The 24,660-nt window shown below is 63.9% G+C and carries 19 protein-coding genes and 1 pseudogene; 13 read left to right on the top strand and 7 right to left on the bottom strand.

Going from position 1 to position 24,660, the window contains the following annotated elements; all coding sequences use genetic code 11:
• Positions 1-136: 136 nt before the first annotated feature.
• The 5 genes from LXM94_RS19175 to LXM94_RS19155 all read right to left on the bottom strand — a co-directional run bounded on the left by LXM94_RS19175 (position 137) and on the right by LXM94_RS19155 (position 6,034).
• The gene (locus LXM94_RS19175) at positions 137-1,660 is read right to left on the bottom strand and encodes a malonate--CoA ligase (RefSeq protein WP_235773068.1); all 1,524 of its coding nucleotides are present in this window, start codon (positions 1,658-1,660) and stop codon (positions 137-139) included.
• The gene (locus tag LXM94_RS19170) at positions 1,657-3,081 is read right to left on the bottom strand and encodes a malonyl-CoA decarboxylase (RefSeq protein WP_235773067.1); all 1,425 of its coding nucleotides are present in this window, start codon (positions 3,079-3,081) and stop codon (positions 1,657-1,659) included. Before LXM94_RS19170 ends, LXM94_RS19175 begins: the two co-directional genes overlap by 4 nt.
• Positions 3,078-4,394 (bottom strand): TRAP transporter large permease, encoded by a 1,317-nt coding sequence (locus LXM94_RS19165; RefSeq protein ID WP_235773066.1) that lies wholly within the window; start codon positions 4,392-4,394, stop codon positions 3,078-3,080. Before LXM94_RS19165 ends, LXM94_RS19170 begins: the two co-directional genes overlap by 4 nt.
• Complete coding sequence (locus LXM94_RS19160; RefSeq protein ID WP_235773065.1) at positions 4,391-4,966, bottom strand: TRAP transporter small permease subunit; 576 nt, start codon at positions 4,964-4,966, stop codon at positions 4,391-4,393. Before LXM94_RS19160 ends, LXM94_RS19165 begins: the two co-directional genes overlap by 4 nt.
• A gap of 69 nt (positions 4,967-5,035) precedes the next feature.
• Positions 5,036-6,034 (bottom strand): TRAP transporter substrate-binding protein, encoded by a 999-nt coding sequence (locus tag LXM94_RS19155; RefSeq protein WP_408015668.1) that lies wholly within the window; start codon positions 6,032-6,034, stop codon positions 5,036-5,038.
• Between the two features lie 130 nt (positions 6,035-6,164).
• On the opposite strand from LXM94_RS19155, the gene LXM94_RS19150 reads away from it, so the two are divergent.
• From LXM94_RS19150 to lexA, 4 genes are all read left to right on the top strand, one after another.
• Complete coding sequence (locus LXM94_RS19150) at positions 6,165-6,839, top strand: GntR family transcriptional regulator (protein WP_235773064.1); 675 nt, start codon at positions 6,165-6,167, stop codon at positions 6,837-6,839.
• Between the two features lie 92 nt (positions 6,840-6,931).
• The gene (locus tag LXM94_RS19145; RefSeq protein WP_235773063.1) at positions 6,932-9,652 is read left to right on the top strand and encodes a glycosyltransferase family 2 protein; all 2,721 of its coding nucleotides are present in this window, start codon (positions 6,932-6,934) and stop codon (positions 9,650-9,652) included.
• A 211-nt stretch (positions 9,653-9,863) separates the two neighbouring features.
• Entirely contained in the window at positions 9,864-12,140 is a 2,277-nt protein-coding gene (locus LXM94_RS19140) for a glycosyltransferase family 2 protein (protein ID WP_235773062.1), read from the top strand.
• Between the two features lie 119 nt (positions 12,141-12,259).
• Positions 12,260-12,973 (top strand): transcriptional repressor LexA, encoded by a 714-nt coding sequence (lexA, locus tag LXM94_RS19135; RefSeq protein ID WP_235773061.1) that lies wholly within the window; start codon positions 12,260-12,262, stop codon positions 12,971-12,973.
• Positions 12,974-13,296: 323 nt separating this feature from the next.
• On the opposite strand, the pseudogene LXM94_RS26315 reads toward lexA, so the two are convergent.
• Together LXM94_RS26315 and LXM94_RS19125 are read right to left on the bottom strand one after the other, a co-directional pair.
• Positions 13,297-13,524: pseudogene (locus tag LXM94_RS26315) on the bottom strand (chemotaxis protein CheW); the annotation flags it as partial.
• Positions 13,493-15,508, bottom strand: coding sequence for a HAMP domain-containing methyl-accepting chemotaxis protein (locus tag LXM94_RS19125; RefSeq protein WP_235773059.1), 2,016 nt, complete (start codon positions 15,506-15,508; stop codon positions 13,493-13,495). The pseudogene LXM94_RS26315 and the gene LXM94_RS19125, both read right to left, overlap by 32 nt.
• A 972-nt stretch (positions 15,509-16,480) precedes the next feature.
• Between LXM94_RS19125 and LXM94_RS19120 the strand changes: the two genes are divergently transcribed.
• From LXM94_RS19120 to LXM94_RS19080, 9 genes are all read left to right on the top strand, one after another.
• Complete coding sequence (locus LXM94_RS19120; RefSeq protein WP_235773058.1) at positions 16,481-16,678, top strand: hypothetical protein; 198 nt, start codon at positions 16,481-16,483, stop codon at positions 16,676-16,678.
• A 21-nt stretch (positions 16,679-16,699) separates the two neighbouring features.
• On the top strand, positions 16,700-17,353 hold the full coding sequence (locus LXM94_RS19115; protein WP_235773057.1) for a Rieske (2Fe-2S) protein: 654 nt from the start codon (positions 16,700-16,702) through the stop codon (positions 17,351-17,353).
• Complete coding sequence (locus LXM94_RS19110; RefSeq protein WP_235773056.1) at positions 17,350-18,195, top strand: aromatic ring-hydroxylating oxygenase subunit alpha; 846 nt, start codon at positions 17,350-17,352, stop codon at positions 18,193-18,195. Before LXM94_RS19115 ends, LXM94_RS19110 begins: the two co-directional genes overlap by 4 nt.
• Positions 18,192-18,851 carry a glutathione S-transferase family protein gene (locus LXM94_RS19105; protein ID WP_235773055.1) on the top strand — a complete coding sequence of 220 codons (660 nt, stop codon included), beginning with the start codon at positions 18,192-18,194 and terminating at the stop codon, positions 18,849-18,851. The genes LXM94_RS19110 and LXM94_RS19105 overlap by 4 nt, the downstream gene beginning before the upstream one ends.
• 1 nt (position 18,852) lies before the next feature.
• On the top strand, positions 18,853-20,232 hold the full coding sequence (locus LXM94_RS19100) for an amidohydrolase (protein WP_235773054.1): 1,380 nt from the start codon (positions 18,853-18,855) through the stop codon (positions 20,230-20,232).
• Positions 20,233-20,258: 26 nt separating this feature from the next.
• On the top strand, positions 20,259-21,356 hold the full coding sequence (locus LXM94_RS19095; RefSeq protein ID WP_235773076.1) for a BMP family ABC transporter substrate-binding protein: 1,098 nt from the start codon (positions 20,259-20,261) through the stop codon (positions 21,354-21,356).
• A 3-nt stretch (positions 21,357-21,359) separates the two neighbouring features.
• Complete coding sequence (locus LXM94_RS19090; protein WP_235773053.1) at positions 21,360-22,883, top strand: ABC transporter ATP-binding protein; 1,524 nt, start codon at positions 21,360-21,362, stop codon at positions 22,881-22,883.
• Positions 22,880-23,980: an ABC transporter permease gene (locus LXM94_RS19085; RefSeq protein WP_235773052.1), complete on the top strand. Its 1,101-nt coding sequence runs from the start codon at positions 22,880-22,882 to the stop codon at positions 23,978-23,980. Before LXM94_RS19090 ends, LXM94_RS19085 begins: the two co-directional genes overlap by 4 nt.
• On the top strand, positions 23,977-24,660 hold a 684-nt coding region (locus LXM94_RS19080; RefSeq protein WP_235773051.1), incomplete at its 3' end, for an ABC transporter permease. The genes LXM94_RS19085 and LXM94_RS19080, both read left to right, overlap by 4 nt.

Below are 24,660 nucleotides of genomic sequence, written 5' to 3'. Positions count from 1 at the left end.
GAATGTCATGAACAACATCATCTATCTCGTCGGACTCGTCGTTATCGTCGTCGCCATCCTGTCCTTCCTCGGTTTCGGCTAGCCGGCGTGTCTGCGGGGCCGGTGAGCCTGAACCCTTGCCGCGACATGTCGACCCTCAGGCATCCGCGAGCCCGGAATAGAGGGCCGCATAGGTGTCGCGCAGCACATTCTTCTGCACCTTGCCCATCGTGTTGCGCGGCAGGTTCTCGACGAAGATGACTCTCTTGGGCTGCTTGTAGCGCGCCAGCCGGTCCTTCAAACCGTCCAGAACCGCCCTTTCGTCGAGCGATGCGCCCGCCCTGCGCACCACGACGGCCGTGACGCCTTCGCCGAAGTCCGGATGCGGCACGCCGATGACCGCGCTTTCGACAACGCCGGGCATGCCGTCGATTTCGGTCTCCACCTCTTTCGGATAGATATTATAGCCGCCGGAAATGACGAGGTCCTTTCCTCGTCCGACGATGTGCACATAACCACGCTCGTCGATCCTGCCGAGATCCCCGGTGATGAAGAAGCCGTCGGTGCGGAATTCCGCCTTGGTCTTTTCCGGCATGCGCCAATAGCCCTTGAAGACGTTCGGCCCCTTCACCTCGATCATGCCGGTCTCGCCGTCGGAAAGCGGCCTGCCGCACTCCGGGTCCGTCACCCGCAGAGAGACCCCCGGCAGGGGGAACCCGACCGTGCCCGCAAGGCGCTCGCCGTCATAGGGATTGGAGGTATTCATATTGGTCTCGGTCATACCGTAGCGCTCAAGAATCGCATGGCCGGTCTTCGCCTCGAAGGCGCGGTGCGTTTCCGCCAGCAGGGGCGCCGAGCCCGACACGAAGAGCCGCATGCCGGCCGTCCGCTCCCGCGTCAATCCGTCATGCTGGACAAGACGGACATAGAAGGTCGGCACGCCCATCATCACGGTTGCCGCGCCCAGGAGGCGCAGGACGTCCTCCGCGTCGAACCTCGCGAGGAAATACATCGACGCGCCCGACAGCAGCACGACATTCGAAGCGACAAACAGGCCGTGGGTGTGGAAGATCGGCAGCGCATGGATCAGCCGGTCGGCCCGGCTGAAGCGCCAGCAATCCCGAAGCGTCGCCGCGTTGGACAGGAGATTGCCGTGCGTCAGCATCGCGCCCTTGGAGCGTCCGGTGGTGCCGGAGGTGTAGAGGATCGCCGCAAGATCGTCCGGCCCGCGTTCGGCATCGAGAAAATCCGCCTCCTCGGCCAGCGACAGTTCCATCAGCGAGCCGCCGCCCGTTTCGTCCAGCGTCTCGACATGCGCGCCATGGCCCACGGCGACCCCTGCAATGCCGGCATGCGCCTTTGGTGTGCAGACGACGAGACGCGGCTCGGCGTCACCGATGAAATAGTCGAGCTCGGCCAGCGTGTAGGCAGTGTTGAGCGGCAGATAGACGGCGCCGGCGCGCACGCAGGCAAGGTAGAGCATCAGGGCCTCCGGGCTCTTCTCCACCTGCGCCGCCACCCGGTCGCCCGGCCGGACCCCGAGCGTGTCGAGCACACCGGCCAGCCGCCCCGAGAGCGCCAGCATGTCGCCATAGGTCCAGCGCCTGCCGTCCAGTGTTTCGATGAAGCAACTGTCGGGTCTGGCCGCTGCCCGGATCGCGTCAAAAAGATGGTTGCTCATGCGCTGAACTCCCTGCTCCCCTTCTTTTTCCTGTCCTGGTCTTCGGCAGCCGCGCCGTCGCCGAACGGCACGAGGCTGCGGCCGCGGTCCGCCGGAACGAGCCGTCGGATCGCTGGCGTGGTCACCACCTCGTTGCGGCCGGCAAAGGCCTCGTGGTTCGTCTCGATGTCGTCAAGCTTGTAGAGGTAATTCACCATCAGCCCATGCGCCTGCCGCATCGCCCGCGGCGCGCGATCCGCCAGGAAATTGATGCGTTCAAGGCGCGCACCGTTGCCGAGATGGAAGCGGGCGACCGGATCAATCACGCGTCCATTCGCCGCCCGCGCCTTCAGGAAATACCAGGCGGCGGCGGCCGTCATCACCGGCTGCACGGCGGCAACCGTTTCCGGTTCGTCCGCCCACCCCCCTTCATCGAGAGCGGCGAGCTTGGCCTTCTCGGCCTCGCCCAGCACGTCGGACGCCTCGGTCCGCCGCTCGCGCGCGAGCCAATCGGCAAAGCCCGGCACCGGCGAGAGCGTCACAAAGGTGTCCAGCTTCGGCAGGTCGCGGCGCAGATCCTCAACGACCTGCTTGATCAGGAAGTTGCCGAAGGAGATGCCGCGCAGGCCCTCCTGGCAGTTCGAGATCGAATAGAAGACGGCCGTCGATGCCTCGCCGGCGCGGATCGTCGCGCGATCCTCCCGCAGCAGATCGTCAATCCCCGACGGCATCTCCCGGGTCAGCGCCACTTCGACGAAAATAAGGGGATCATCGACGAGCTGCGGATGGAAGAAGGCGAAGCATCGCCGGTCCTCCGGCGCGAGGCGCCGCCTCAGCTCGTCCCAGCCGCCGATGTGATGCACCGCCTCGTAGCGGATGATCTTCTCCAGGATGTCGGCCGGCGTCGACCAGCTGATCGGCCGCAGGACGAGAAAGCCGCGATTGAACCAGGAGCCGAAGAGGTGGGCGAAATCGGCATCGACCGCCTCGAGGTCACGATCCTCGGCCTTGAGCTTCAGGAGCACCTCCCGCATCCGCACGAGTGTCGCGATGCCGTTCGGCGCGAGGTTGAGCCGGCGGATCAGTTCCTGGCGGCGCGGCTCGGCGGCGACATGGAGCTCCAGCAGCGCCTTCGGGCTCTGGCTTGCCCGATACGCCTCGATCGCCGCCTCCAGCCGCTCGGTCTTCGGGCCGAAGCGGGCGAGCAGCATGCGCATGAAATCACGCTGTCTCTCCGTGTCGAACGCCCGCCAGCGGTCGAGGATGTCCTTGGCGAGCGCCATGCCGGACGCCTCGCCGCGGCTCGACAGCAGCGTCTCGCACCGTGCCTCGATGGTCGCGATCGGATCGAGCGCATCGTCACGGGCGCCGAAGGACAGGAACCGCCGCCCCCGCTCGGTGATCGTCTGCAACATGTCGCTGAAGAGGGAGGTGGTGTTCATTGCACGGCCCCAAGCATCTGGTTCGGCAACCAGGTGGCGATATCAGGAAAGATGCAAAGAATGACGATCGCAAGGAACATCACGAGCACATAGGGCAACGCCCCCCACAGGATGTCCTTCGTCGGTATCGTCGGGGCGATGGCATTGATGACAAAGAGATTGAGGCCGATCGGCGGCGTGATCAGCCCGACCTCCATGTTGATCGTCAGCACGATCGCGAACCAATAGGGATCGAAGCCTGCCTGCGTGACGATGGGAAAGAGCATCGGCGCGGTCATCACGATCACTGCGACGGGTGGCAGGAACATGCCGCAGACCAGCAGGAAAACGTTGATGACCAGCATCAGCACCCAGCGGTTCACCTCCATGTCGGCAATCGCCGAGGCGATCGTCTGGGTGACGAAGAGCGACGAGAGCGCAAAGGCGAAGAGCTCCGCCGCCGCCATGATCATCATGATCATAACGCTCTCGCGCATGGCCGAGCCGAAGATGCCGGCAATGCGTTTCACCTGGAAGAGGCGGTAGGCGACGACGACGACGGCGAGCGTCAGGAAGGCGCCGGCACCCGCTGCTTCCGACGGCGTGGCGATGCCGCCGTAGAGCACATAGAGCGTGCCCGCGATGATCAGCAGGAAGGGCAGGATGCGCGGCATGCCGGCAAGCCGCTCCTTCAGCGTGTAGCGGACCGCGCGCGCGTCGAATTCATATCCCTTGCGCTTGCAGTCGATGACCGCCCAGATCATGAACATGACCGTCAGCATGATGCCGGGAACGACGCCGGCCATGAAAAGCCGCCCGATGGAGGTTTCCGTGGCGATGCCATAGACGATGAGCGTGACGGACGGCGGGATCAGGATGCCGAGCGTCCCGCCGGCCGCGATCGATCCGGTCGCGACGGAGTTCGGATAGCCGCGGCGCAGCATCTCCGGGATACCCATCTTGCCGATCGCGGCACAGGTTGCCGGCGACGACCCCGTCATGCCGGAGAAGATTGCGCAGGCGCCGATATTCGACAGGACGAGGCCGCCGGGAATGCGGTTCAGCCAGCGGTCCAAGGCAGTATAGAGATCCGACCCCGCCGGCGACGAGGCGACGGATGCGCCCATCAGCACGAACATCGGGATCGAGACATAGGCGAGATTGGCGATGCCGGAGAACATCGTGTCGCCGAGCACATGGAAGATGGCCGCGCCGCTCTGCAGGTAGAGGGCTGCGAAGGCCGCAAGCCCGAGGGCAAAGGCAATCGGCATGCCGGTCGCCAGCAACGCGAAGAGGCATCCGATGATCATCAGGCCTGCAAGGGTCGGACTCATCGCGGCAACTCCTTCGGAAGGGGCAGGTCGTGTCGGCTATCGTCTGTGGGCTGGTCCGCAATCGGCGCATGGGCGCCCGCCGGTGCCCTGCCCGTCGTCAGAAGCAGGAGGATCTGCGCGACGTATTGCAGGCAAAGGACTGCGAAGCCGACTGGCAACGCCGAAAGCGGCACCCAGAGCGGCGGCGCCCAGACGCTCGAATGGCGCCAGTTGCCAAGCCAGGCCTCATGGAACTGTACCCAGGTTGCGATGAGCATGATCACGCAGAAGGCAAGCCCCAGGGCGCTCGCCAACAGTTTCATGCCGGCGCGCGTGCGCTGGCTGACGAGCATCTCGACGACGTCGACGCCGACATGCCCGCCCTTCATCAGCACATAGGGCGCGCCGAGGAACATCGCCGCCGTGGCGGAAAACACGACGAAATCGGTCTGCCAGATCGTCGGGAGGCGGAAAACGTAGCGCATCAGGATCATCTGGCAGACGACCAGCATGGCCGCGACGATGAGGAGCGTGGAGACGACGGCCAGTGCGCGCGACAAAGCACCAACCACCCGCATATAGGCGTTGACCATCTGAGACTTCCTTGCCGACTCTGGTTTGGCGGCAAGCGCGAAAGCGCCTGCCGCGCTTGCCGGGCCCGCCTATTCGACCGCGAGAGCCTTCTCGATCAGCTTGTCGCCGTTCGGCACATTGGTGGCGAAATTCTTGTAGGAAGACTGCCTGGCGACGTCCAGCCAGGCATCATAATCCGCCTTCGACATTTCAACCACCTCAACGCCTGCCTTCTTGTAGGTATCGATCATGATCTGGTCGCCCTTGCGGACTTCCTCGTTGAAATAGGCCTCCGCCTTTTCGCCGGCGGCAAGGATGGCCTTCTGCTGTGCCTCCGTCAGCCCGTCGAAGACCTGCTTGGAGACGAGCACCGGCTCGTACATGAACCAGAGGGCATTCTCTCCCGGCGCCGTCAGGCACTTGGCGTGCTCGAACAGGCGATAGGAGACGAAGCTTGCCGACGAGGTGTTCGCGGCGTCGAGCACCCCGGTCTGCATGCCCGTATAGATTTCCGACGACGGCATGGAGGAAATCGAGGCCCCGGCTGCGACCAGCATTTCCTCGAACGCCGGACCCGCGGCCCGGATGACCTGGCCCCTGATCGTCTCCGGCGACGTGATGCAGCCTTTTTTCGAGGCGAAGGCGCCGGAGAGCCATGCATCGGCGATCACCATGGCGCCGGCCTTGTCGATGACTGCCTTGATGTCCTTCATGAAGTCGGAGTCGTTGAGCCGCATCGCGCGGTCGAAGTTGCCGACGAGGCCCGGCATCAGCGTCGCCGAGAATTCGGGATGACGCCCTGAAGCATAGTCGAGCGGGAAAGACGTCATGGCGAGCAGGCCGCGGGTCACCGCATTCCACTGGTCGTTCGGCTTGTAGAGCGACGCGCCGGGAAAGACCTGGATTTCGAGATCGACATTCGCGGCGGCAACTTCGCGGGCGATCAGCTGCACCATCTCGTCACGGATGTCGCCCTTGCCACCCGGAAACTGGTGCGACGCCTTCAGGACCGTCTGCGCGGACGCGCCTGTCGTGATGCCGGCCACAAGCCCGGCCGAGACACACAGCATATGTGCGAAACTTCTCATTTTATCCTCCCTGATATTCCGGCCCTCCAGCCGGATTGCTATGATTGTGCCTCCAGATTGCGCACAATGTCAATCTTTATGTATACAAGAATGGCGTAATTGCATATTCTATGGCGAAGCGAGGACTGAAATGGCCGGCAATACTTTTCACAAGCTGCGGGACGAAATCGAAAACGGCATCGTCACCGGGGAGTTCGAGCCCGGCGAGCGGCTTGACGAAGTTCAGCTGGCCACCCGCTACGGCGTGTCGCGCACGCCGATCCGGGAGGCCCTGATGCAACTGAGCGCGATCGGGTTCGTCGAGATCCGGCCGCGCCGGGGCGCGGTCGTGGTGGATCCCGCGCCGGAACGCGTCTTCGAGATGTTCGAGGTCATGGCGGAAATGGAGGGCATGGCCGGCGCCTTCGCCGCCCGCCGGCATACGGAAGAGGACCGTGCAGCCTTGGTTGCCGCTCACGCGCAATGCGAGGCGGCGGCGATCAGCGAGGACACGGACCGCTACTACTACGAAAACGAGACCTTCCACCGGGCCATCTATGCCGCAAGCCACAGCGGTTTCCTGGAGGAGCAGTGCATCGCGCTGCACCGGCGGCTGCGCCCCTATCGTCGGCTGCAGCTGCGCGTGCGAAACCGGATGAAGGTGTCGCTGAAGGAGCACGGCGACATCGTCGCTGCGATTCTTGCCGGCGACATGGAGGCCGCACGCACGCTGCTGCGCGGCCATATCGCGGTCCAGGGCGACCGCTTCGGCGACCTCGTCGCCACGCTCGGCAAACGCGACAGGCGGAAGTCCTTGATGGGATGATGATGACCGTAAAAGGTTTACCGGCCTCGCTACAGACCAATCGGCAGCAGGCACGATCGCCCATTCGGTTCGAAATGCCGGGATGAAACCTGTTGCACCGCCGCGACGGAGCCTTTAAGCCGGGCGCGGCCCTTGCGAGCGAACTGTTGGGCTCGACCGTCAACCATGAGCGCGCGATGGACCTCAAATCCAGAATCAAACTCGTCAGGACAACGAAGAAATTCAATTCGGACTGGTACCGCTCCCGCTATCCCGACGTCGGCGCGCTCGGCATGGAGTCCGTGACGCACTACCTGAAATACGGCGCGGCGCTCGGCAGAGATCCCGGACGCGCCTTCGATGCCCGCTACTATCTGGCGACATATCCGGATAGCAGCAACGCCGAAAGCCCGCTCGAACACTACGCGCTCCACGGCCGACTGGAACGATGGCCCTGCCAGCCGGAACCCGATGCCGACCGTGCCTCGTTAAAAGCCCTTAGCCATACCCAGGGGAAGCTCCATTCCCTCGGCTTCACTCGACCGGCACTCGATGACCTCGAGGCTCTCGTCGCACACGAACCGGCAGGACCGTCCAATGCGCACGCCGCTCGGGCCTTGGCCTTCTGGTATTTGCGCATGCGCTCGCAGGATGGTTATTCGCGCGCACTTCATTACATCGACCGGGCCCGATCGTCCGGTGATACAGACGCGGCCTTTCAACGGGCACTTGCGACGGCGGAGCTTCTCTGCTGCCATGGCCTCGGTGATGCCGAAGGAGGCAAGCGCGTTTACGAACGGGCGGCTCTTGCCGGGCAGGTCACACACGACATGCTGCTCGCATGGTCGAACCTTCAGCCGACGCTCGCCGAGCGTTGCCTTCTGATCAACCAAGTCCTTCGCGCCGAGAGAATCAGTCCCATTGCGCTATCCTGCGACACCCGTCTGCCGGCCTATGACCGGCTGGACGCAGAACCGGACAGTCTCGTCGAAGAAGGCCCACGGGTGTCCGTTCTCGTGGCCGCCTACCAGGCGGCGGGCACGATCGTGACAGCCCTTCGCTCGCTGATGCGGCAGAGCTGGCGCAATCTCGAAATCGTCGTCATCGACGACTGCAGCCCGGACGATACGGCCGCCGTCGTCCGCGACGTTGCCGCATCCGATCCGCGCATTCGCCTCATCCGGATGGAGCGCAACGGCGGCGCCTATGTCGCGCGCAATCACGGCCTGGATCTTGTCACCGGCGATTATGTGACGATCCATGACGCCGACGACTGGTCGCACCCTGCCAAGATCGAAACACAGGTCCGTTTCCTTGAGACACATCCGCAGCATATGGCCTGCACCTCGGAACAGGCACGGGCGACACCCGACCTCCGCTTCGAACGGCTGACCGTTGGGGGCCGGGTCGTCATCGCCAACACCTCCTCGTTGATGTTTCGCCGCGCTCCTATGCGCGAGACACTCGGCTACTGGGATACGGTCCGCTTCTCCGCAGACAGCGAACTCGTCAACCGAATGCGGCTCGTCTGGGGGCATGACACCGTCGTCGATCTTGCGACCGGCCCGCTCTCATTCCAGAGGGACGCCGACACGTCGATCACCAACGACGGCGCATTGGGACTGAAGGGATTCCTCTTCGGTGCCAGGCGCGAGTACCTGGCCGCACAAAAGTTCCATCACCAGTCCGGTCGTTCTCTGAAATATGAGAAGAGTGGACGTCCCTTTCCCGTCCCGGCGCTCATGACCCCGGATCGCCCGAAAAGGGGCGACATCCGGCAGATCGATCTCGTTATGGCGGGCGACTTCCGAAGCCCCGACGAGACCCTGCGGGCATGCGCCGAGGAAATCCGCATCGCGCAGGCTGCCGGCCTCACGATCGGCCTCTTCGAGATGTTCCGCTATGATCAGCCGCCCACGACGAATGGTGCAATCGCACCCCAGATTCGCAGCCTTGTCGACGGCAGTTCCATCCGGATGCTGGTCTATGGCGAAAATGTCAACTGCCGTCATCTCATCGTCCGCGATCCGCGAGTGCTCCATTACGAGCAGCGGTATCTGCCGACGCTCAAGGTGCAAACCGCCGCGGTGCTTGTTGGTGCCGAGGCGACGGGATTCCTGTTGCAATCGGACGCCCCATCGATCTGCGCAGCCGCACTCCAGCGCCATTTCGCCGCCGCCACCGACTGGTACCCGCTCGATCCCTTAGCCGCACAGCAGTTTGCCCGACTGGCCGAGCAGCCATCGGCTGCATCTGCTGCGCCCCGACCGATATGGCCTTCGGTCATACACCTCGCGTCCTGGCAACGCCCGCCAAACCATCAGGCTGCCGGCCCACCGAAGATCGGCATCATCCGACATGAAGCGCCGCAAGACAGGCGACCGGCCTGGTGCGAGTTGGCAACGACGGAATTGGCAGGTTACGAAGTCCATCTCATCGACCGACACGAGGGCCGTGTCCCACCGCCCGACAACCTGTCCGACACCTGGACTTGGCATCCGTACGAAGGGAACGGTGGGCGGAGCTGTCTGGCCGACCTCGATATCTTCCTGCATTTCGATCCGCCGGAAGCGGCAGATCCTTTTGCACGCCCAATCCTCGAGGCGATGGCGACAGGCATTCCGGTCATTGCCGCGCCTTGCTTTCGTGAGGTTTACGGGGATGCCGCCCTCTATGTTACGCCCGACGGCGCCCAGGGCGCGATTGCCGGCCTCTTGAGCGATCAAGCCGCGGCGATTGCACAGGTGAAAAGAGCAACGGAATACGTTGCGCGGGTGTTCGGCGATCATTGCTATCTGGAGTTTCTATGCGCGGCGGGATTGAAGACGAGTTAAAGAATTTTTGCATCGGAGCGCAGTTCTCCTGCCCTCCGATGCCAGGCGAAAAGATTGACATTCCGCGGCTCGCGGGAAAATAGGCTCTCCCGCGCGACACCGCATGACGGGTTGCATTCGCCGTCGGACGCGGGCACACAAACCTTGTCAGCGGGGGAATTAAGCGTCTTGCAATGTCCATTTCGCGTGCAAGAGCATACCGGAGAGGGCGATGGACAACGGAAATGGCGCCAGCACGTTAAATATCGAACAGCCGGCAATCTGCTACTTCTGCGGCCCGGGCGACATTGCACATATGATGGTGTCCGTTCGCTCCGTACTTCAGAATGAGGACGGCAGCCGAAATTTGACATTTATCGTTGCTCACAGGGGTCTGGAAGACGGTGACATCGATGTGGTGTCGGATTTCTTCCGCGCCTTCGGCAACGTCGGATTTCAGCTGCTAGACTGTGGTGCGACGGCTTTTATCGGCGATGGTTTTGATGCGCTTGCAGCACTGATCCCATGGCATCAGGCCTATATGCTGACGCCGCTACTTTTCCCGGATCGTAAAGATATCCTGGTGTTGTCGCCGGCGTCAGTGTCGTGTCGTCCACTTTCGGCATTGACGGAGCCGTGCTCCGCTTATGGCGCCCCTCTCATCGAAGGCTTTGTCGATGCGCGTATGGTTGAGCGCTGTCACGGGGGTGCGGAGATCGAGCATGACGGCAGAAGCCTGACACTTGCCTCCTACATGGACGATGTCTTGGAGGGCGTGGCGGCTGAAAGCTACATCGGTTCAGACTGCCTGTTGTGGCATCTCGCCGATTTGAGGGAGCAGGGAAACTGGTACGCCGGAAGATTGGAAGCCGCCTTAAAAAAGGATCTGGTCTTTGCCTCCGATACCCTGAACTTCGTCTTCGGCCAACGGACCCTGGCGTGGGCCGAAGACCGCGGCACGCTGCTCGCCTTCGACGACGAGGGTGAAGCCGTCAGCGTCCGCGCCGAGAACACCGTCGTGCTCATCGCCTATCGCAACAACGTCGGGCCGTGGAATCGCCCGGGCCTAGGCCTGTCATCTCGCTTTTGGTACTGGGCGAAACAAACGCCACGCTACATGGTGCTGCTTTCTGAATTCAAGAGTGCGATCGGATTTACCGAGATTCACCGAAGCGAAACCGTCCTGGCCGAGACGGTCTCCGTGGTCGTGCCGGCCTACAATGCCGGCCCGCATCTCGCGGCTTGCCTTGCATCCATCCTGGTGCAGGAGGTCGATGTCGAGATCATCGTCGTCGATCCCTCCTCAACTGACGACACGTCCCATACGCTGGCACTGTTCGAAGCGGCCTTTGCCTGCGTGCGTGCGATCCGGCTGCCGGAGCGAACCTGGTCCGGCGAGGCACGCAACGCCGGCTTGCGGCACGCGGCGGGAAACTTCGTCGCCTTTCTCGACGCCGACGACGTCTATGCCACACCGCACAGCCTGCGGACGCTCGTTGCATCCTGCATCGAGCACGACGCCGACATGGCCTACGGACGAATCGGTACTCTGCGACCCGATGGCACGACGCTCGACAAGGCCGATATCGAGAACCCCGACCGGGCGGGGCTGGTGACAATCGATGATTCGACCGCGACACACACACCGCTGCACCATCATCGCTACATCTTCCGCAAGAGCTTCCTCGATAGGAAACAGCTTTCCTATCCCAACCACCGTCGGGGACAGGATTTGGTATTCCTCGCCCGTTGCCTGACCTCGGTCGATCGGCTGGCCAGCGTGCCGGAACTCGTGCACCTGCATCGCCTCGGACGGGGCGGGCGCCGATTCTCCTACGAAGACGTCCGCGACCTCATCCATGCCTTCGCCGATGTCGCCCATATCTTCACGCAGGCAGGCCGCGCGCAATATGCGTTCATCTCGATCCGGGCACGGCTTGCAATGCTGCTCGGCAACATCATGTCGCTCGAGAAGACCGAAGACAAAATATACCTCATCGGCAAACTCCGCGGCCTGAAATCGGTTTTCGGTCTTTCCATTCCCGAGATCACCAGCCTGGACCAGCAGCACGCATCGAATATTGCCACCTTCGAGATGCAGCTCTTTTTCGGCGCGTCCGATCGGGAAATCGTTGACGCCTACCAACAATTTCCTGGTCAATTCCCGCCACTCGGACAACAGGAGAAATTGCAGAGCCGGGCAAAACGGATCGCCGGACTGACCACCAAGGTGGAGCACCGGGGGGCTGAGATCGTTCGGCTCAGGCAGAACGCCGGCAAGTTCAAGGAGGAAATCGCCAGGCTCACCGAGAAATGTGATCTGTCCAAAGCGGAAGCCGAGGGCCTGCGAAGGCAGGCGACTCTTTTGAAGAAGGATCTCGAGGCCGCGCGGCGGCGTGTCGAGACGCTGGAATCGCTGCCGTCCTACCGGCTTGGCCGTTTCCTCGTAAAAATCGTCAGACGCGTTAGTCTCGCCGTTAGGAGAAAGACATCGCTCGGTCGGGATTAGACAGTCAAGAAAACCGAAGCGGTTCAAGCGCACTCACTCAACAAGACAATCGCCTCTTGCGGAACACAAAAGGAACAGATAGTGTCCGTTCTGGATTTGTTTCGACACCGAGGCCAAACATGCTGACGCGCAAGCAACAAGAGCTGCTTCTGTTCATCCACGAGCGAATGAAGGAGTCTGGTGTGCCCCCTTCCTTCGACGAAATGAAGGATGCGCTGAACCTCGCGTCGAAGTCGGGAATTCACCGGCTGATCACGGCGCTCGAGGAGCGGGGCTTCATCCGGCGTCTCCCGAACCGGGCCCGCGCGCTGGAAGTGATCAAACTTCCGGAGGCCTTTTCTCCAACCCTGCAGCCCCGGCGCGGTTTTTCGCCCGCGGTGATCGAAGGCAGCCTCGGCAGGCCTCCCCAACCGGCACCGTCCCAGCGCGCGCCACGGGAAATGGACAGCGCGGTCAGCGTTCCGGTCATGGGGCGCATTGCGGCCGGCGTGCCTATTTCGGCGATCCAGAACAACACGCACGACATCACCGTCCCGGCCGAGATGCTCGGCAGTGGCCAGCACTATGCTCTTGAGGTCAAGGGCGACTCAATGATCGAGGCCGGCATTCTCGACGGCGACACGGTGATCATCCGCAATACCAGCTCCGCCAATCCGGGCGAGATCGTCGTCGCCCTCGTCGACGACGAGGAGGCGACGCTGAAGCGCTTCCGCCGCAAGGGCGCCTCCATAGCGCTGGAAGCCGCAAATCCGGCCTACGAGACCCGCATTTTCGGACCGGACCGCGTGAAGATCCAGGGCAAACTCGTCGGCCTCATTCGCCGCTATCATTGATCGTCCGCTGCCGCTTTGCCGGCTGGATCGACGATTGCCCGTCGTGTTCCGTATTGACGAAGCGGTGGTCTGCCCTATCCCGCCGTGCCCAGCATCCGCCGCGCGGAAGCGCGCCGTATCCTTGCCACCACCGGCTTGAAGTCGATGATCACCAGCCAGACTTCTCGCCAAAGCCGCCATCGGAAGCGCCGTGTGCGAGGGGGCCGCAGCATCACAGCGTCAAAGGGCAGCAAGCTGCCATCTGGCGCGCCGTATCCGAGACCCGGTCGACAACCAGGCCGACGACCCGATCTCCGCCCCTTCCACGACGGCGACGACCGCGCGGCCGGATCGATGACCGGGACGACCGAGCCACGCAGGTTCATGACGCCGATGACGCCGGGCGGTGCGTGGGCAGCGGCCTTGCCGCTGCCCATCCCCGATTTCCCGGATAGACGGCGTCCTGACGCAGGACCGCTGCCACCGACATGGAAGGCGATGATTTCCAGCGTCCGCCTTGCGCGGAGATCGGACCCTTTGTCAAAACTCCTCCCATTCGCTTGCGGCGGCAGCCGTCGCGGCCCTGCCGCCGCCAAAGGCGCCGGCCAGTTTCTGGCCAAGGACACGGGCAGGTGAGGCGACGGGGCGGCTGTCGTGGCCGATGGCGCGCGGAGCCGATGCACCGTCGCCCAGCTTGAAGCGGGCGATCAGCCGGGCAAGGTTGGAAGCCTCCTCGGCCAAGCGGTTGGTCGCTGCTGTCGATTCCTCGACCATCGCCGCATTCTGCTGCGTCACCTGGTCCATCTCGTTGACCGCGGTCGAGACCTCCGAGAGGCCGGTCGACTGCTCCTTGGCGGCGGTGGCGATCGAATGCACATGCTCGTTGATCTTGACCACGTGGCTCTGGATCAGCGTCAGCGCCTCGCCGGTCGCCGTCACCAGCTTGACGCCGGATTGAACCTCGCCGCTCGAGCGGGAGATCAGCGCCTTGATGTCCTTGGCGGCTCCGGCCGAGCGTTGGGCGAGTTCACGCACTTCCTGGGCGACGACGGCAAACCCCTTGCCGGCGTCGCCGGCGCGGGCGGCTTCGACGCCGGCGTTCAGCGCCAGCAGGTTGGTCTGGAAAGCGATCTCGTCGATGACGTTGATGATCTGGCCGATCTCGCCGGAGGCCTGTTCGATGCGGCCCATGGCGGAGACGGCATCCTTGACCACCGAACTCGACTGCTCGGTACTGTGGCGGGCTTCATCGACCATGTGGCTGGCCTCCGTTGCCCGTTCTGTCGAGCTTCGGACTGCGACGGTGATTTCTTCCAGTGCCGAGGAGGTTTCCTCCAGGGATGCCGCCTGCTGTTCGGTGCGCTTGGAGAGATCGCCGGACGCCATCCGCATCTCGCCGGCGCCGCCATTGATCGTGTCGATCGCGGCGCGGACCTCGCCGAGTACGGAACGGAGATTGGCCATCGTCGCGTTGACATTGCCCTGCAGTTCGCCGAAGGCGCCCTGGAATTCGCCGCGCATACTTTCGGTCAGATCGCCTTCGGCCAGCGCCGAGATCACCCGCCGGGTTTCGGCGACCCCGCGATCGACCGAGGAAACCAGTTCGTTGACGCTTGCCGCAAAGCGGTTAAGATCGGCATTGTCATAGTCCTTGTTGATGCGTTGCGTGAAATCACCGGCCACTGCCGCCGACACCACCGTGCCGATGCTTGACTGCAGGTCGGCGCTTTTCGCCTGCAGCGCCGCCTCCTGTGCGTTCATGTCGCGCACCTTGATGCCGTTCTGCTTGAACACTTCGACTGCGCGCGCCATCGCGCCGATTTCGTTTGTCCGGTCAGTGAAGGGGATTTCGACCGAGAGGTCACCGTCGGCGAGAGTCCGCATGACGTCCGTCGTCCGGTCGATCGGACGGGAGACGCCGACGATCGCGAAGGCCACCGCGCCGAGACCGGCGCATACTGCAAGACCGAGCATCATGAAGGTCGCGATGCGGGCGCTCAGATAGTCGGCCCTACTGTCCTCATAACTCTGTTGGGCGCCCCTGATGTTGATGTCGCGGAACCCATCAGCCAGATTGTCCATTTCATTGTAGGTGTTGCGCATATCGCTGGTGAGGAAGTTCGCCGCTTCGTCCTTCTTGCCGGCGCGGGACATCGAGAGCAGTTCTTCATGCTGCTTCATATAGGTCGCGAGAACATCCTTGAACTTGGCGTAAAGCTTAGCCACCTCGGGTTCGGATACCAGCCCGTCGTAGACTTTCATACGTTCGTCCAACTTTCGGAGATCGGCGGCGATTGCCTCGTCAGCGCGAGCCATGCCGGCTTCAGTCCGGTTGACGATGTGCCGGTTTTCCGAGCCGCGGAGGTCGGCGATGGCAGTGTTGATCTTGTTCGTGATGTCAATGCTCGGCACCCAGTTGGTCGCAAGCGTTTCGACGTCCTGATATACGCCGCCCACCGACGACAGGGCGAACAGCCCTTGGCCGGCGATCAGCGCCAACAGCAATGCAAAGGCGCCGATCAACGACGCTTTCAGGGATAACGATATACGTTTCATTTCGGTGCTCCGTAAGGGCGGGGACGAGCGGCATCATGACTCCCGTCAGGAATGGGCATGAAAGGAAACCGCTTCAAATCATTTGAGCGGAGGGACAGCGCAATCCGAGACCGGGCCGGCAACGCATCTCCGGGCATGCTCTGCCGTGTTGGGGCAGTGCCTCGATCGAACTAAATCTTGTGCTTTATTAGTGAATTGCATGGTTAATAAATTCCTGCCCTCCGCTCGGTTCGATTTCCCGTCCGGTCAACCGGTGAAGGTTCCTTGCGCGAAATGGATACGCTGTGCAAAAATCGGATGTTTCTCGCCGATCGGAATTCAACTTTAGAACACCACGGACCACGTCCTGGTGTCTGAAGGCTTCTCTCCGAAGGTTGTCCTGCAGACTGCCGAAAACCGGCCAGCATGCCAGAAGCTCACTTCAGGCAAATTTCGCGCACCGCCTGCTGGGCGATGAATCCGGAAGGCCGTCCCGGACGGCTTGCAAGCGTATGGCTCGCAGATTGAGCGTATGGCTCGCAGATTGGCTGACGGCGTGCTTTCGTTGAACGCCCGAAAGCCCGTTTCGAGTACGCGGATGAAGCGCCGGCGGCCGCGGTAGCTGTTGGGATCGTGATCGCCGGAACATGACGGTGTTGGGAACCTTGAGCTTCGGTGTGGCGTGCCAGCCTGCCCGATCGAGGACGAGCACGGCATGCGCGTCGGGATCGGCGAGCTGGCTTATTTCGGCAAGGTGGTTCCACATGGCCTCGCTATCGCAGCAAGGAAACCCGAGACGAGCACCCTCGCCCATCGCCGGGTGATCTTATCCTTTTGACCCATTCGGGCTTCGACGGCCCGCCGGATTTCCCACTGGATTTCAATGTCCGAGCGAGGTGGCGTTTCTTTCCGATCTCCGCCAGTGCGGCGAAGTCTTGTTTAAAGACCGCGCGTCCACCTCGTTCTGCGCATTGTGACGTGGACGGGGGGAGCTTGACAAAACCGACCCCTGATTCCGCGGCCGATCATCACCTCATCGACAGACATCCGGAATTCCTCGAACAACAGCCGAACCAGATCCTGCATGATATTTACTCAATGTTGCCATTGCGAAATAATTATGCAAACGTTGAACAACCGGGCGTGGGGAGGCCTATTTCCTTCCTGCGCCATTTTCCGGTAGCGCATTGATACCGTAAAGAAAGTCTACTCATGCTGCCCGATTTGGCGGGGTTTTGGACGCCAGTCGCCCTTTCCGCGGATTTGCCGGCGGGAACCGTCATGCCCGCCCAAATCCCGGCGGGAAAGATCGCTCTCTGGCGCAGCCGTTCGGGCCGCCTGTCGGCATCGGCGGATCGCTGTCCGCACCGCGGCATGAGCCTGTCGCACGGTTTCGTGCGCGGCGAGGCGCTCTCCTGCATCTATCACGGCTGGAGCTATTCGCAGGCCGGCCACTGTCTGCGCATTCCGGCCCATCCGGGCCTGGCACCACCGGAGACGATCCGTGTCGAGACACACCGGGTCGAGGAAGCGGGCGGTATCGTCTGGATCGCCGTCGGCGGGCCGGCCGGCGCTCCGCCGCACTTTGCTGGCCTCGCGCCGCTGCGAACGCTGACGGTGGAGGCTGCCGCGGCAGCCATCGAAATGGCGGCGGGCGGGAGGGCGGACGCGGTCGGGCTCCTCCGTGTTTCGTCGCAAGGCGGCGTTGTCCACTGTCTTCTGACATCGCACGGTGAGGCGCAGACTTTGGTCCATATTCTGACGGACGACGGCATCGGCCCTGCGCAGAAGATCACCGCATCCCGCATCGCCGAAGGTCTGCGCCGCGCCGCCGAGGCCGTTCAGATGAAGGGAATCGCCGCATGACGCGGGGGGCGATGCTTGACGAATGGTATCCGGTCGGCCTTGTCAGCCAAATCGACCGCGACGGCCGCGAGACAGCGCTGATGGGCGAGCCGATCCGGGTCTCGCTCGGCGCCGATGGGGCGGCGAAAGTGGCGGGCGGCAACGGGCGCGCCCTGCCGGTCCTCATGCGCTACGGTCATGTCTGGTCCTCGCTCGGCGCGCCGAAGAAAGATCTCTTCCCGATCCCGGAGGCCGACCAGCCCGGCCGGCGGCTCGTCGATGTCGGCGTGGTGCGCGTGCGCTGCTCGCCGCTGAGGGCCGTCGAGAATTTCCTCGACATCGCGCATTTCCCCTTCGTGCACACGGACATTCTCGGCTCCGAACCGCATACGGAGGTGCAGAACTACAAGGTGGAGATCCGCGAGGACGCCGACGAGGTCTGGGCGACGCAGGTGAAGTTCTACCAGCCGCAGGCGGCGAAATCCGCGGCCGGCGGCATCACCACGGAATACATGTACCGCGTGCCGGCGCCGACCTGCTCGGTGCTCTACAAGACCTGCCCGCCGCGTCCCGGCGAATGGGACGTGATCACGCTCTTCGTCCAGCCGCTCGCCGAAGACCTCTGCGACGTCTGGCCGTGGATGGCGCTCTTCGACGACGACACGCCGATGACCGACCTCATCCATTTCCAGCAGACGATCTTCCTGCAGGACCGCTCGATCCTCGAAAACCAGGTCCCGCGCCTGCTGCCGCTCGATCCCGGCATGGAAATCCCGACCCGCGCCGATCTCACCTCGGTCGCCTACCGCCGCTGGCTGAAACGCCACAACTATACCTACGGCGCGCAACTGGTGGCGCAATGAAGCTCTACGACTACATTCTCTCGCCGAGCTGCTACAAGGTGCGCCTGATGGCGTCGCTTGCCGGCGTGAAGCTGGACCTCCGCCCCGTCGATTTCCATCCTGGCGCCGAGCATCGCGGTGCGGCGCTCTTGGCGCTCAATCCGGCCGGCTCGATCCCGATCCTCGAGGACGGCGATCTTGTTCTCACCGAATCCTCCGCCATGCTTGCCTATCTCGCCGCGAAGGCGGCGCCGGACTGGCTCGGCAGCGGAGAGGCCGAGGAGACCGCGCGCATCCAGCAATGGCTCGCCTTTTCCGCCCGCCTCACCGCCAGTCTCGGCGGCGCACGGCTGGTCGAGATGCTGCTGCGGCCCGGCGACATCGGCGCGCTGCAGGCAAGCGGCATCGCGGCGCTGCGCGAACTCGAAGCCGGCCTTTTCGAGCAGAGCCTGCGCGGCAAGCGGTTCCTCGCATCGGACCGGCCGACAATCGCCGACATCGCCTGCTTCCCCTATGTGGCGCTCGCACCGGACGGCGGCGTCTCGCTCGATCCCTACCCGACCATCCGGCTCTGGTCGCGGGCGCTGCGCGCCCTCGACGGGTTCATCGAGATGCCGGGCATCCACCGGCTGCACGAGTTGAAGCCCGAACCGCAACTCGAACCGGACGAGGCATGACATGGCCGGCACTCTCCTGAAGAACTGCGCGGCGGTCATCGTCGATGACGGCACGGGGCCGAGCGTGCTGCGCAATGTCGATGTGCTGACCGACGGCCCGGCGATCGCGGCGATCGGCAACGGTCTCGCCGGTGGCGAACTGCCCGATGGAACGACGGTGCGCGATGCGGATGGCTGGTTCGTCTATCCGGGCCTCGTCAACACGCACCACCATTTCTTCCAGTGCTTCGTGCGCAACCGCGCCGAACTCGACTGGACGAAACTTTCCGTCATCGAATGGCTCGACCGCATCTATCCGATCTTCTCGCGGCTGACGGAGGACTGTTTCTACCATTCCTCCGTCACGGCCATGGCCGAGATGATCAAGCATGGCTGCACCACGGCCTTCGACCACCAGTACAATTTCCCGCGCCATGCCGGAAAGCGGCTGGTCGACCGGCAGTTCGAGGCAGCCGACCTTTTCGGCATGCGCTTCCATGCCGGCCGCGGCGGCAACACGCTGCCGAAGTCGGAGGGATCGACCATTCCCGACGAAATGCTGGAGACGACGGACGAGTTCATCGCCGATTGTGCGCGCCTCATCGACAGCTACCATGACGCGGCACCCTTCAGCATGCGGCAGGTCGTTGTGGCGCCCTGCCAGCCGGTCAACTGCTACCGCGAGACCTTCGTCGAGTCCGTAGCGCTCGCGCGCGACCGCGGCGTGATGATGCACACCCATGTCGGCGAGGGCGAAAGCCCCGTCATCGCGGCCCGCCACGGAATGCGGACGGTGGACTATCTGGAGGAGATCGGTTTCGCCGGCCCCGACGCCTTTTATGCCCATTGCTGGGAACTGACGCATGACGAGCTCAAGACCATGGCGAAGAGCGGCAGCGGCGTCTCGCATTGCCCGGAGCCGGTTTATCTCGTCGGCGCCGAGGTGACGGACATTCCCGCCATGGCGGCCTTCGGCCTGCGCGTCGGGCTCGGCTGCGACGGTGCGGCCTCCAACGACAATTCCAATCTCATGCACTGCATCCATTCCGCCTATATGCTGCAATGCCTCGTCGCCTCGACGCGCGCCCATCCGGTGCCGGAGCCGGCCGATTTCCTCGGCTATGCGACGACGGGCGGTGCCGCCCTTCTCGGCCGCAAGGACATCGGGCGGCTGGCGCCCGGCATGGCGGCCGACCTCTTCGCGATCGACACGCGCCGCATGGACTATGTCGGCACGCGCCACGATCCGCTGAGCCTGATCGCCAAGGTCGGTATAGGCATGCCGACCGACATGACGATGATCAACGGCCGCGTCGTCTGGGAGAACGGCGCCTTTTCCGGCCTCGATGAGGCGAAACTCGCCGCGGACGCAGAAGCCGCACTCGCGACGGTCAATTTCTGACAAACCGAAACAGGGGAACCGACATGCTGAACAACCTCACCCGCAGAACCCTCATGAAGGGCATGGCCGCAACCGGCCTCGCCACCACGCTTGGCGGCCGCGCCGCCCTTGCCGCCGACGAGCCGCTCGGCATCACGCTCGTGATCCCGTCGCCGGTCGGCGATGTCGGCTGGGGCCATGCGCTCGCCGCCGGCCTCGAGCCGGTGAAGGCCGCCTATGGCGACAAGGTCAAGGTCACCGTCATCGAGAACATTCCCGAAGGGCCGGATGCCGACCGCATCATGAACAAGGCCGTCGCCGACGGGAACAAGTTCCTGATCGCCGGCTCCTTCGGCTACCAGAACGGCGCGCTGCAGATCGCCCGCCGCGACCCCTCCGTCACGGTGCTGCACGCGTCGGGCTTCCAGGTGGCGCCGAACTTCTCGCCCTTCGCGGCGAAATATTTCCAGGGCACCTACCTGCTTGGCATGGCCGCCGCCACACTCTCCAAGACCGGCAAGCTCGGCTCGGTCTCGGCCTTCGCCATCCCGGAACTTATCACCTCGATCAACGCCTTCACGCTCGGCGCCCAGACTGTCAATCCGGATATCGAGGTCTCGGTCGTCTGGGTCAACTCCTGGTTCGACCCGGCCAAGGAGCAGGAAGCGGCCAAGGCGCTGATGGCGCAGGATTGCGACGTGATCTTCTCCAACGCGCAGGACACGCCTTCGGTCATTTCAGCCTGCGAGGAAGCCGGCGTCTATGCCTTCAACCTCAACTCCTCGATGAAGAAATATGCGCCGGCGAAATATCTCGGCTGCATCGCGACCGACTGGTCGCCCTTCTTCAAGGCCTCGGTCGACGCGCATCTTGCCGGCACCTTCAAGGGCGCCAACACCTTCCTCGGCGTTTCCGACAAGGTGGTCGCGGTGACCGACTGGAACCCGGATATCCCGGCCGACACCATGACGAAGATCAAGGAGATCGAGGCGAAGATCGCAGACGGCTCCTTCTCGCCCTTCACTGGCCCCATCATGAAGGCCGACGACAGCGAGGGCGTGGCCTCCGGCGCGACGATGACGGACGGCGAGATCGTCGGCATGGACTGGCACGTGAAAGGTGTGACGACGCCGCTGCCGAAGTAAGCGATGATCGCCCCCCTCCTGTCGCTTCGCGGCATTTCGAGGAGCTACGGCCAGATCAAAGCCAACCAGGCGATCGATCTGGACGTGGCGCCGCAGTCGATCCATGCGATCCTCGGGGAGAACGGGGCGGGCAAGTCGACGCTGATGAAGCTGATCTATGGCGTCGAGCAGCCGGACGACGGGACCGTCGCCTGGAACGGCGAGCCGCTCACCCTTGCGTCGCCCGCCGAGGCGCGACGCAAGGGCATCGGTATGGTGTTCCAGCATTTCTCGCTCTTCGAGACGCTGACGGTGGTCGAGAATATCCGGCTGGTCGTGCCCGGCCGCAAGGCGGAGCTGATCGAGCGCATCCGCGCGCTCGGCCGGGATTTCGGCCTCGAGGTCGATCCGCTGGCCCATGTGCATGCGCTTTCGGTCGGCGAGCGGCAGCGGGTGGAGATCATCCGCTGCCTGATGACCGATCCGAAGCTGCTGATCCTCGACGAGCCGACCTCGGTGCTGCCGCCGCAGGCGGTGGACAAGCTCTTCGATACGCTCCGGCGCCTGCGCGACCGGGGCGTTTCCATCCTCTTCATCTCGCACAAGCTTGAGGAAATCCGCGCCATCTGCGACCGGGCGACGATTCTCCGCGCCGGCCGGGTCACCGGCAATGTCGATCCCCGCGAGCACGATGCGCATGACCTCGCCCGCATGATGATCGGCCGCGACATGCCCGAGCCGATGCCGGCCGAGGTGCTGCCGGAGGGCGAAAAGCGGCTGGAGATCATCGGCCTCGACCACACGCCGGACAACCCCTTCGCCGTCGCGCTATCCGGCATCAGCCTGACGGTCCGCGCCGGCGAGTTCCTCGGCATCGCCGGCATTTCCGGCAACGGCCAGAGCGAGCTTGCGGCGCTGATATCCGGCGAGACAGTGCTGCCGCGCGAAAAGAGCGACCGCATCTACATGATGGGCCGGGACGTCGGGACGCTCAGCGCTGCCGCCCGGCGGCAGCTCGGCTTCGCCTTCGTGCCGGAGGACCGGCTCGGGCGCGGCGCGGTGCCGGAAATGTCGCTGGTGCTGAACAGCCTGCTGACGGCCCATCCGCTCGATCTCAAGAGGCACGGCCTCGTCGATCGGGAACGGGCGAAGGCCTTCACCGAGACTTGCATCCGCGACTATGACGTGCGCACGCCCGGCCCGGAGGCGGAGGCCGGGGCGCTCTCCGGCGGCAACCTGCAGAAATTCATCGTCGGGCGCGAGATCATGCTGGCGCCGAAGCTGCTCTTCGTGGCGCAGCCGACCTGGGGCGTCGATATCGGCGCGGCATCCGCCATCCGTCGGCGGCTGATCGCGCTCCGCAACGAAGGCATGGCGATCCTCGTGATATCAGAGGAACTGGAAGAGCTGTTCGAACTCTGCGATTTCATCCAGGTCCTCCATCACGGCACGCTGAGCCCGCCGCTCGTGACCCGCGAAACCCGCCCCGAGGAAATCGGCCGCTACATGATCGGGGCAGAAGGCCAACCGGAAAGGGTGCCGGCATGAGCGCGCGCTCCGCCTTCGCACTTCCGACGCTGGTGCGCCGCGAACGCGCCTCGCTTACGGCAACGCTTCTGGCGCCGCCGGCAGCGCTTGCCATCGCGCTCGTGCTCAATCTCGGCCTCTACGTGCTGATGGGCCGCGATCCGGTTGCCGTCGTCTATGCGATGCTGCTGGAACCCTTCCTCTCCTGGGCCTCCTTTTCCGAAGTGCTCCTGAAGGCAGGGCCGCTTCTTCTGATCGCGCAGGGTCTCGCGATCGGCTTTCGCGCCAAGGTCTTCAACATTGGCGCCGAGGGCCAGTTCATCCTCGGCGCGATCTTTGCCTCGGCCATTCCCGTGCTCGCCCCGCAGGCGACGGGGCAGTGGATCTGGCCGCTGATGCTGCTGCTCGGTGCGCTCGGCGGCGCGCTCTGGGCCTCGATCACCGCCTTCTGGCGCGTGCGGCTCAATGCCAACGAGATCCTCGTTTCGCTGATGCTGAGCCTCGTCGCGATCCAGGTGCTGAACTACCTGCTGCTCGGCCCCTGGAAGGACCCGGCGGGTTTCAATTTCCCGCAATCGGTGATGTTTCAGTACGACGCGATGGTGCCGACGCTGATTTCAGGCACCCGCGTCAACGTCTCGATCCTCATCGCGCTGGCGCTGTCGGTCGCGGCCTGGGTTTTCATGCAGAAGAGCTTTACCGGCTACAAGCTGCAGGTCGGCGGGCTGGCGCCGCGCGCGGCGGGTTATGCGGGCTTCAGCGAAAGCCGGGCGATCTGGCTGTCGCTGCTGATCGGCGGCTTTGCGGCAGGACTGGCCGGGGCCGCCGAGGTCGCCGGCCCCATCGGCCAGCTGCAGCGCTCGATCTCGACCGGCTACGGCTATGCGGCGATCATCGTCGCCTATCTCGGCGGGCTGCACCCGGTCGGCATCGTCTTTTCCACCCTCGTCATGGCCGTGCTCTATATCGGCGGCGACAATGCCATGGTCTCGGCCACCCTGCCGATCGCCGCCGTGCGCGTCTTCCAGGGCAGCCTGCTGCTTGCCTATCTCGTCGCCGTCGCCTTCGTGCGCTACCGCCTCGAATGGCGCCGTCCAGCCCACCGGAGCCAGCCATGAACGCCGTCGAATTCATCATCGCCGGCATGCTGGCGGCAGCGACCCCTTTCCTGCTGGCGGCGCTTGGCGAACTCGTCGTCGAGCGCGCCGGCGTGCTGAACCTCGGCGTCGAAGGCCTGATGGCGTTCGGCGCGGTGATCGCCTTCATCATCGTCTATCACGGCGGCGGACATATTCTCGGCTTCGTCGCCGCCGGCCTCGGCGGTGCGGCGCTGTCGCTGATCTTCGCCTTCGTCGTGCTCGGCTTCCGCGCGAACCAGGTGGCGGCGGGCCTGGCGATCGGCATCCTCGGCCAGGGCCTCTCCGCGCTCTTCGGCAAGACCTACGAGAGCCTGACGGTGCGCGGCCTGCCGAAAATCGCCGTTCCGGGCCTCTCCGATATTCCCGTCGTCGGCGGGCTCTTCGTGCAGGACGTGGTCGCCTGGCTGTCGCTTCTCGCCACCCTCGCGATCTGGGCGACCTTCGCCTATACGAAACTCGGCCTCGTCATCCGCGCGGTCGGCGAAAACCCCAAGGCGGCGCATGCGATCGGCTATCCGGCGATTACCGTCCGGGTCGCGGCCGTCGCCTTCGGCGGCATGATGGCGGGTTTTGCCGGCGCCTATGCGGCAGCCGTCTACACGCCGCTCTGGGCCGACGGGATGATCGCCGGGCGCGGCTGGATCGCGATTGCCCTCGTC

This window comes from Rhizobium alarense (assembly GCF_021555155.1).
In the GTDB taxonomy this organism is placed as follows: domain Bacteria; phylum Pseudomonadota; class Alphaproteobacteria; order Rhizobiales; family Rhizobiaceae; genus Rhizobium_D; species Rhizobium_D alarense.
Note: the sequence above shows the minus strand (reverse complement) of the source record. Positions and strands in the feature narration are given on the sequence as shown.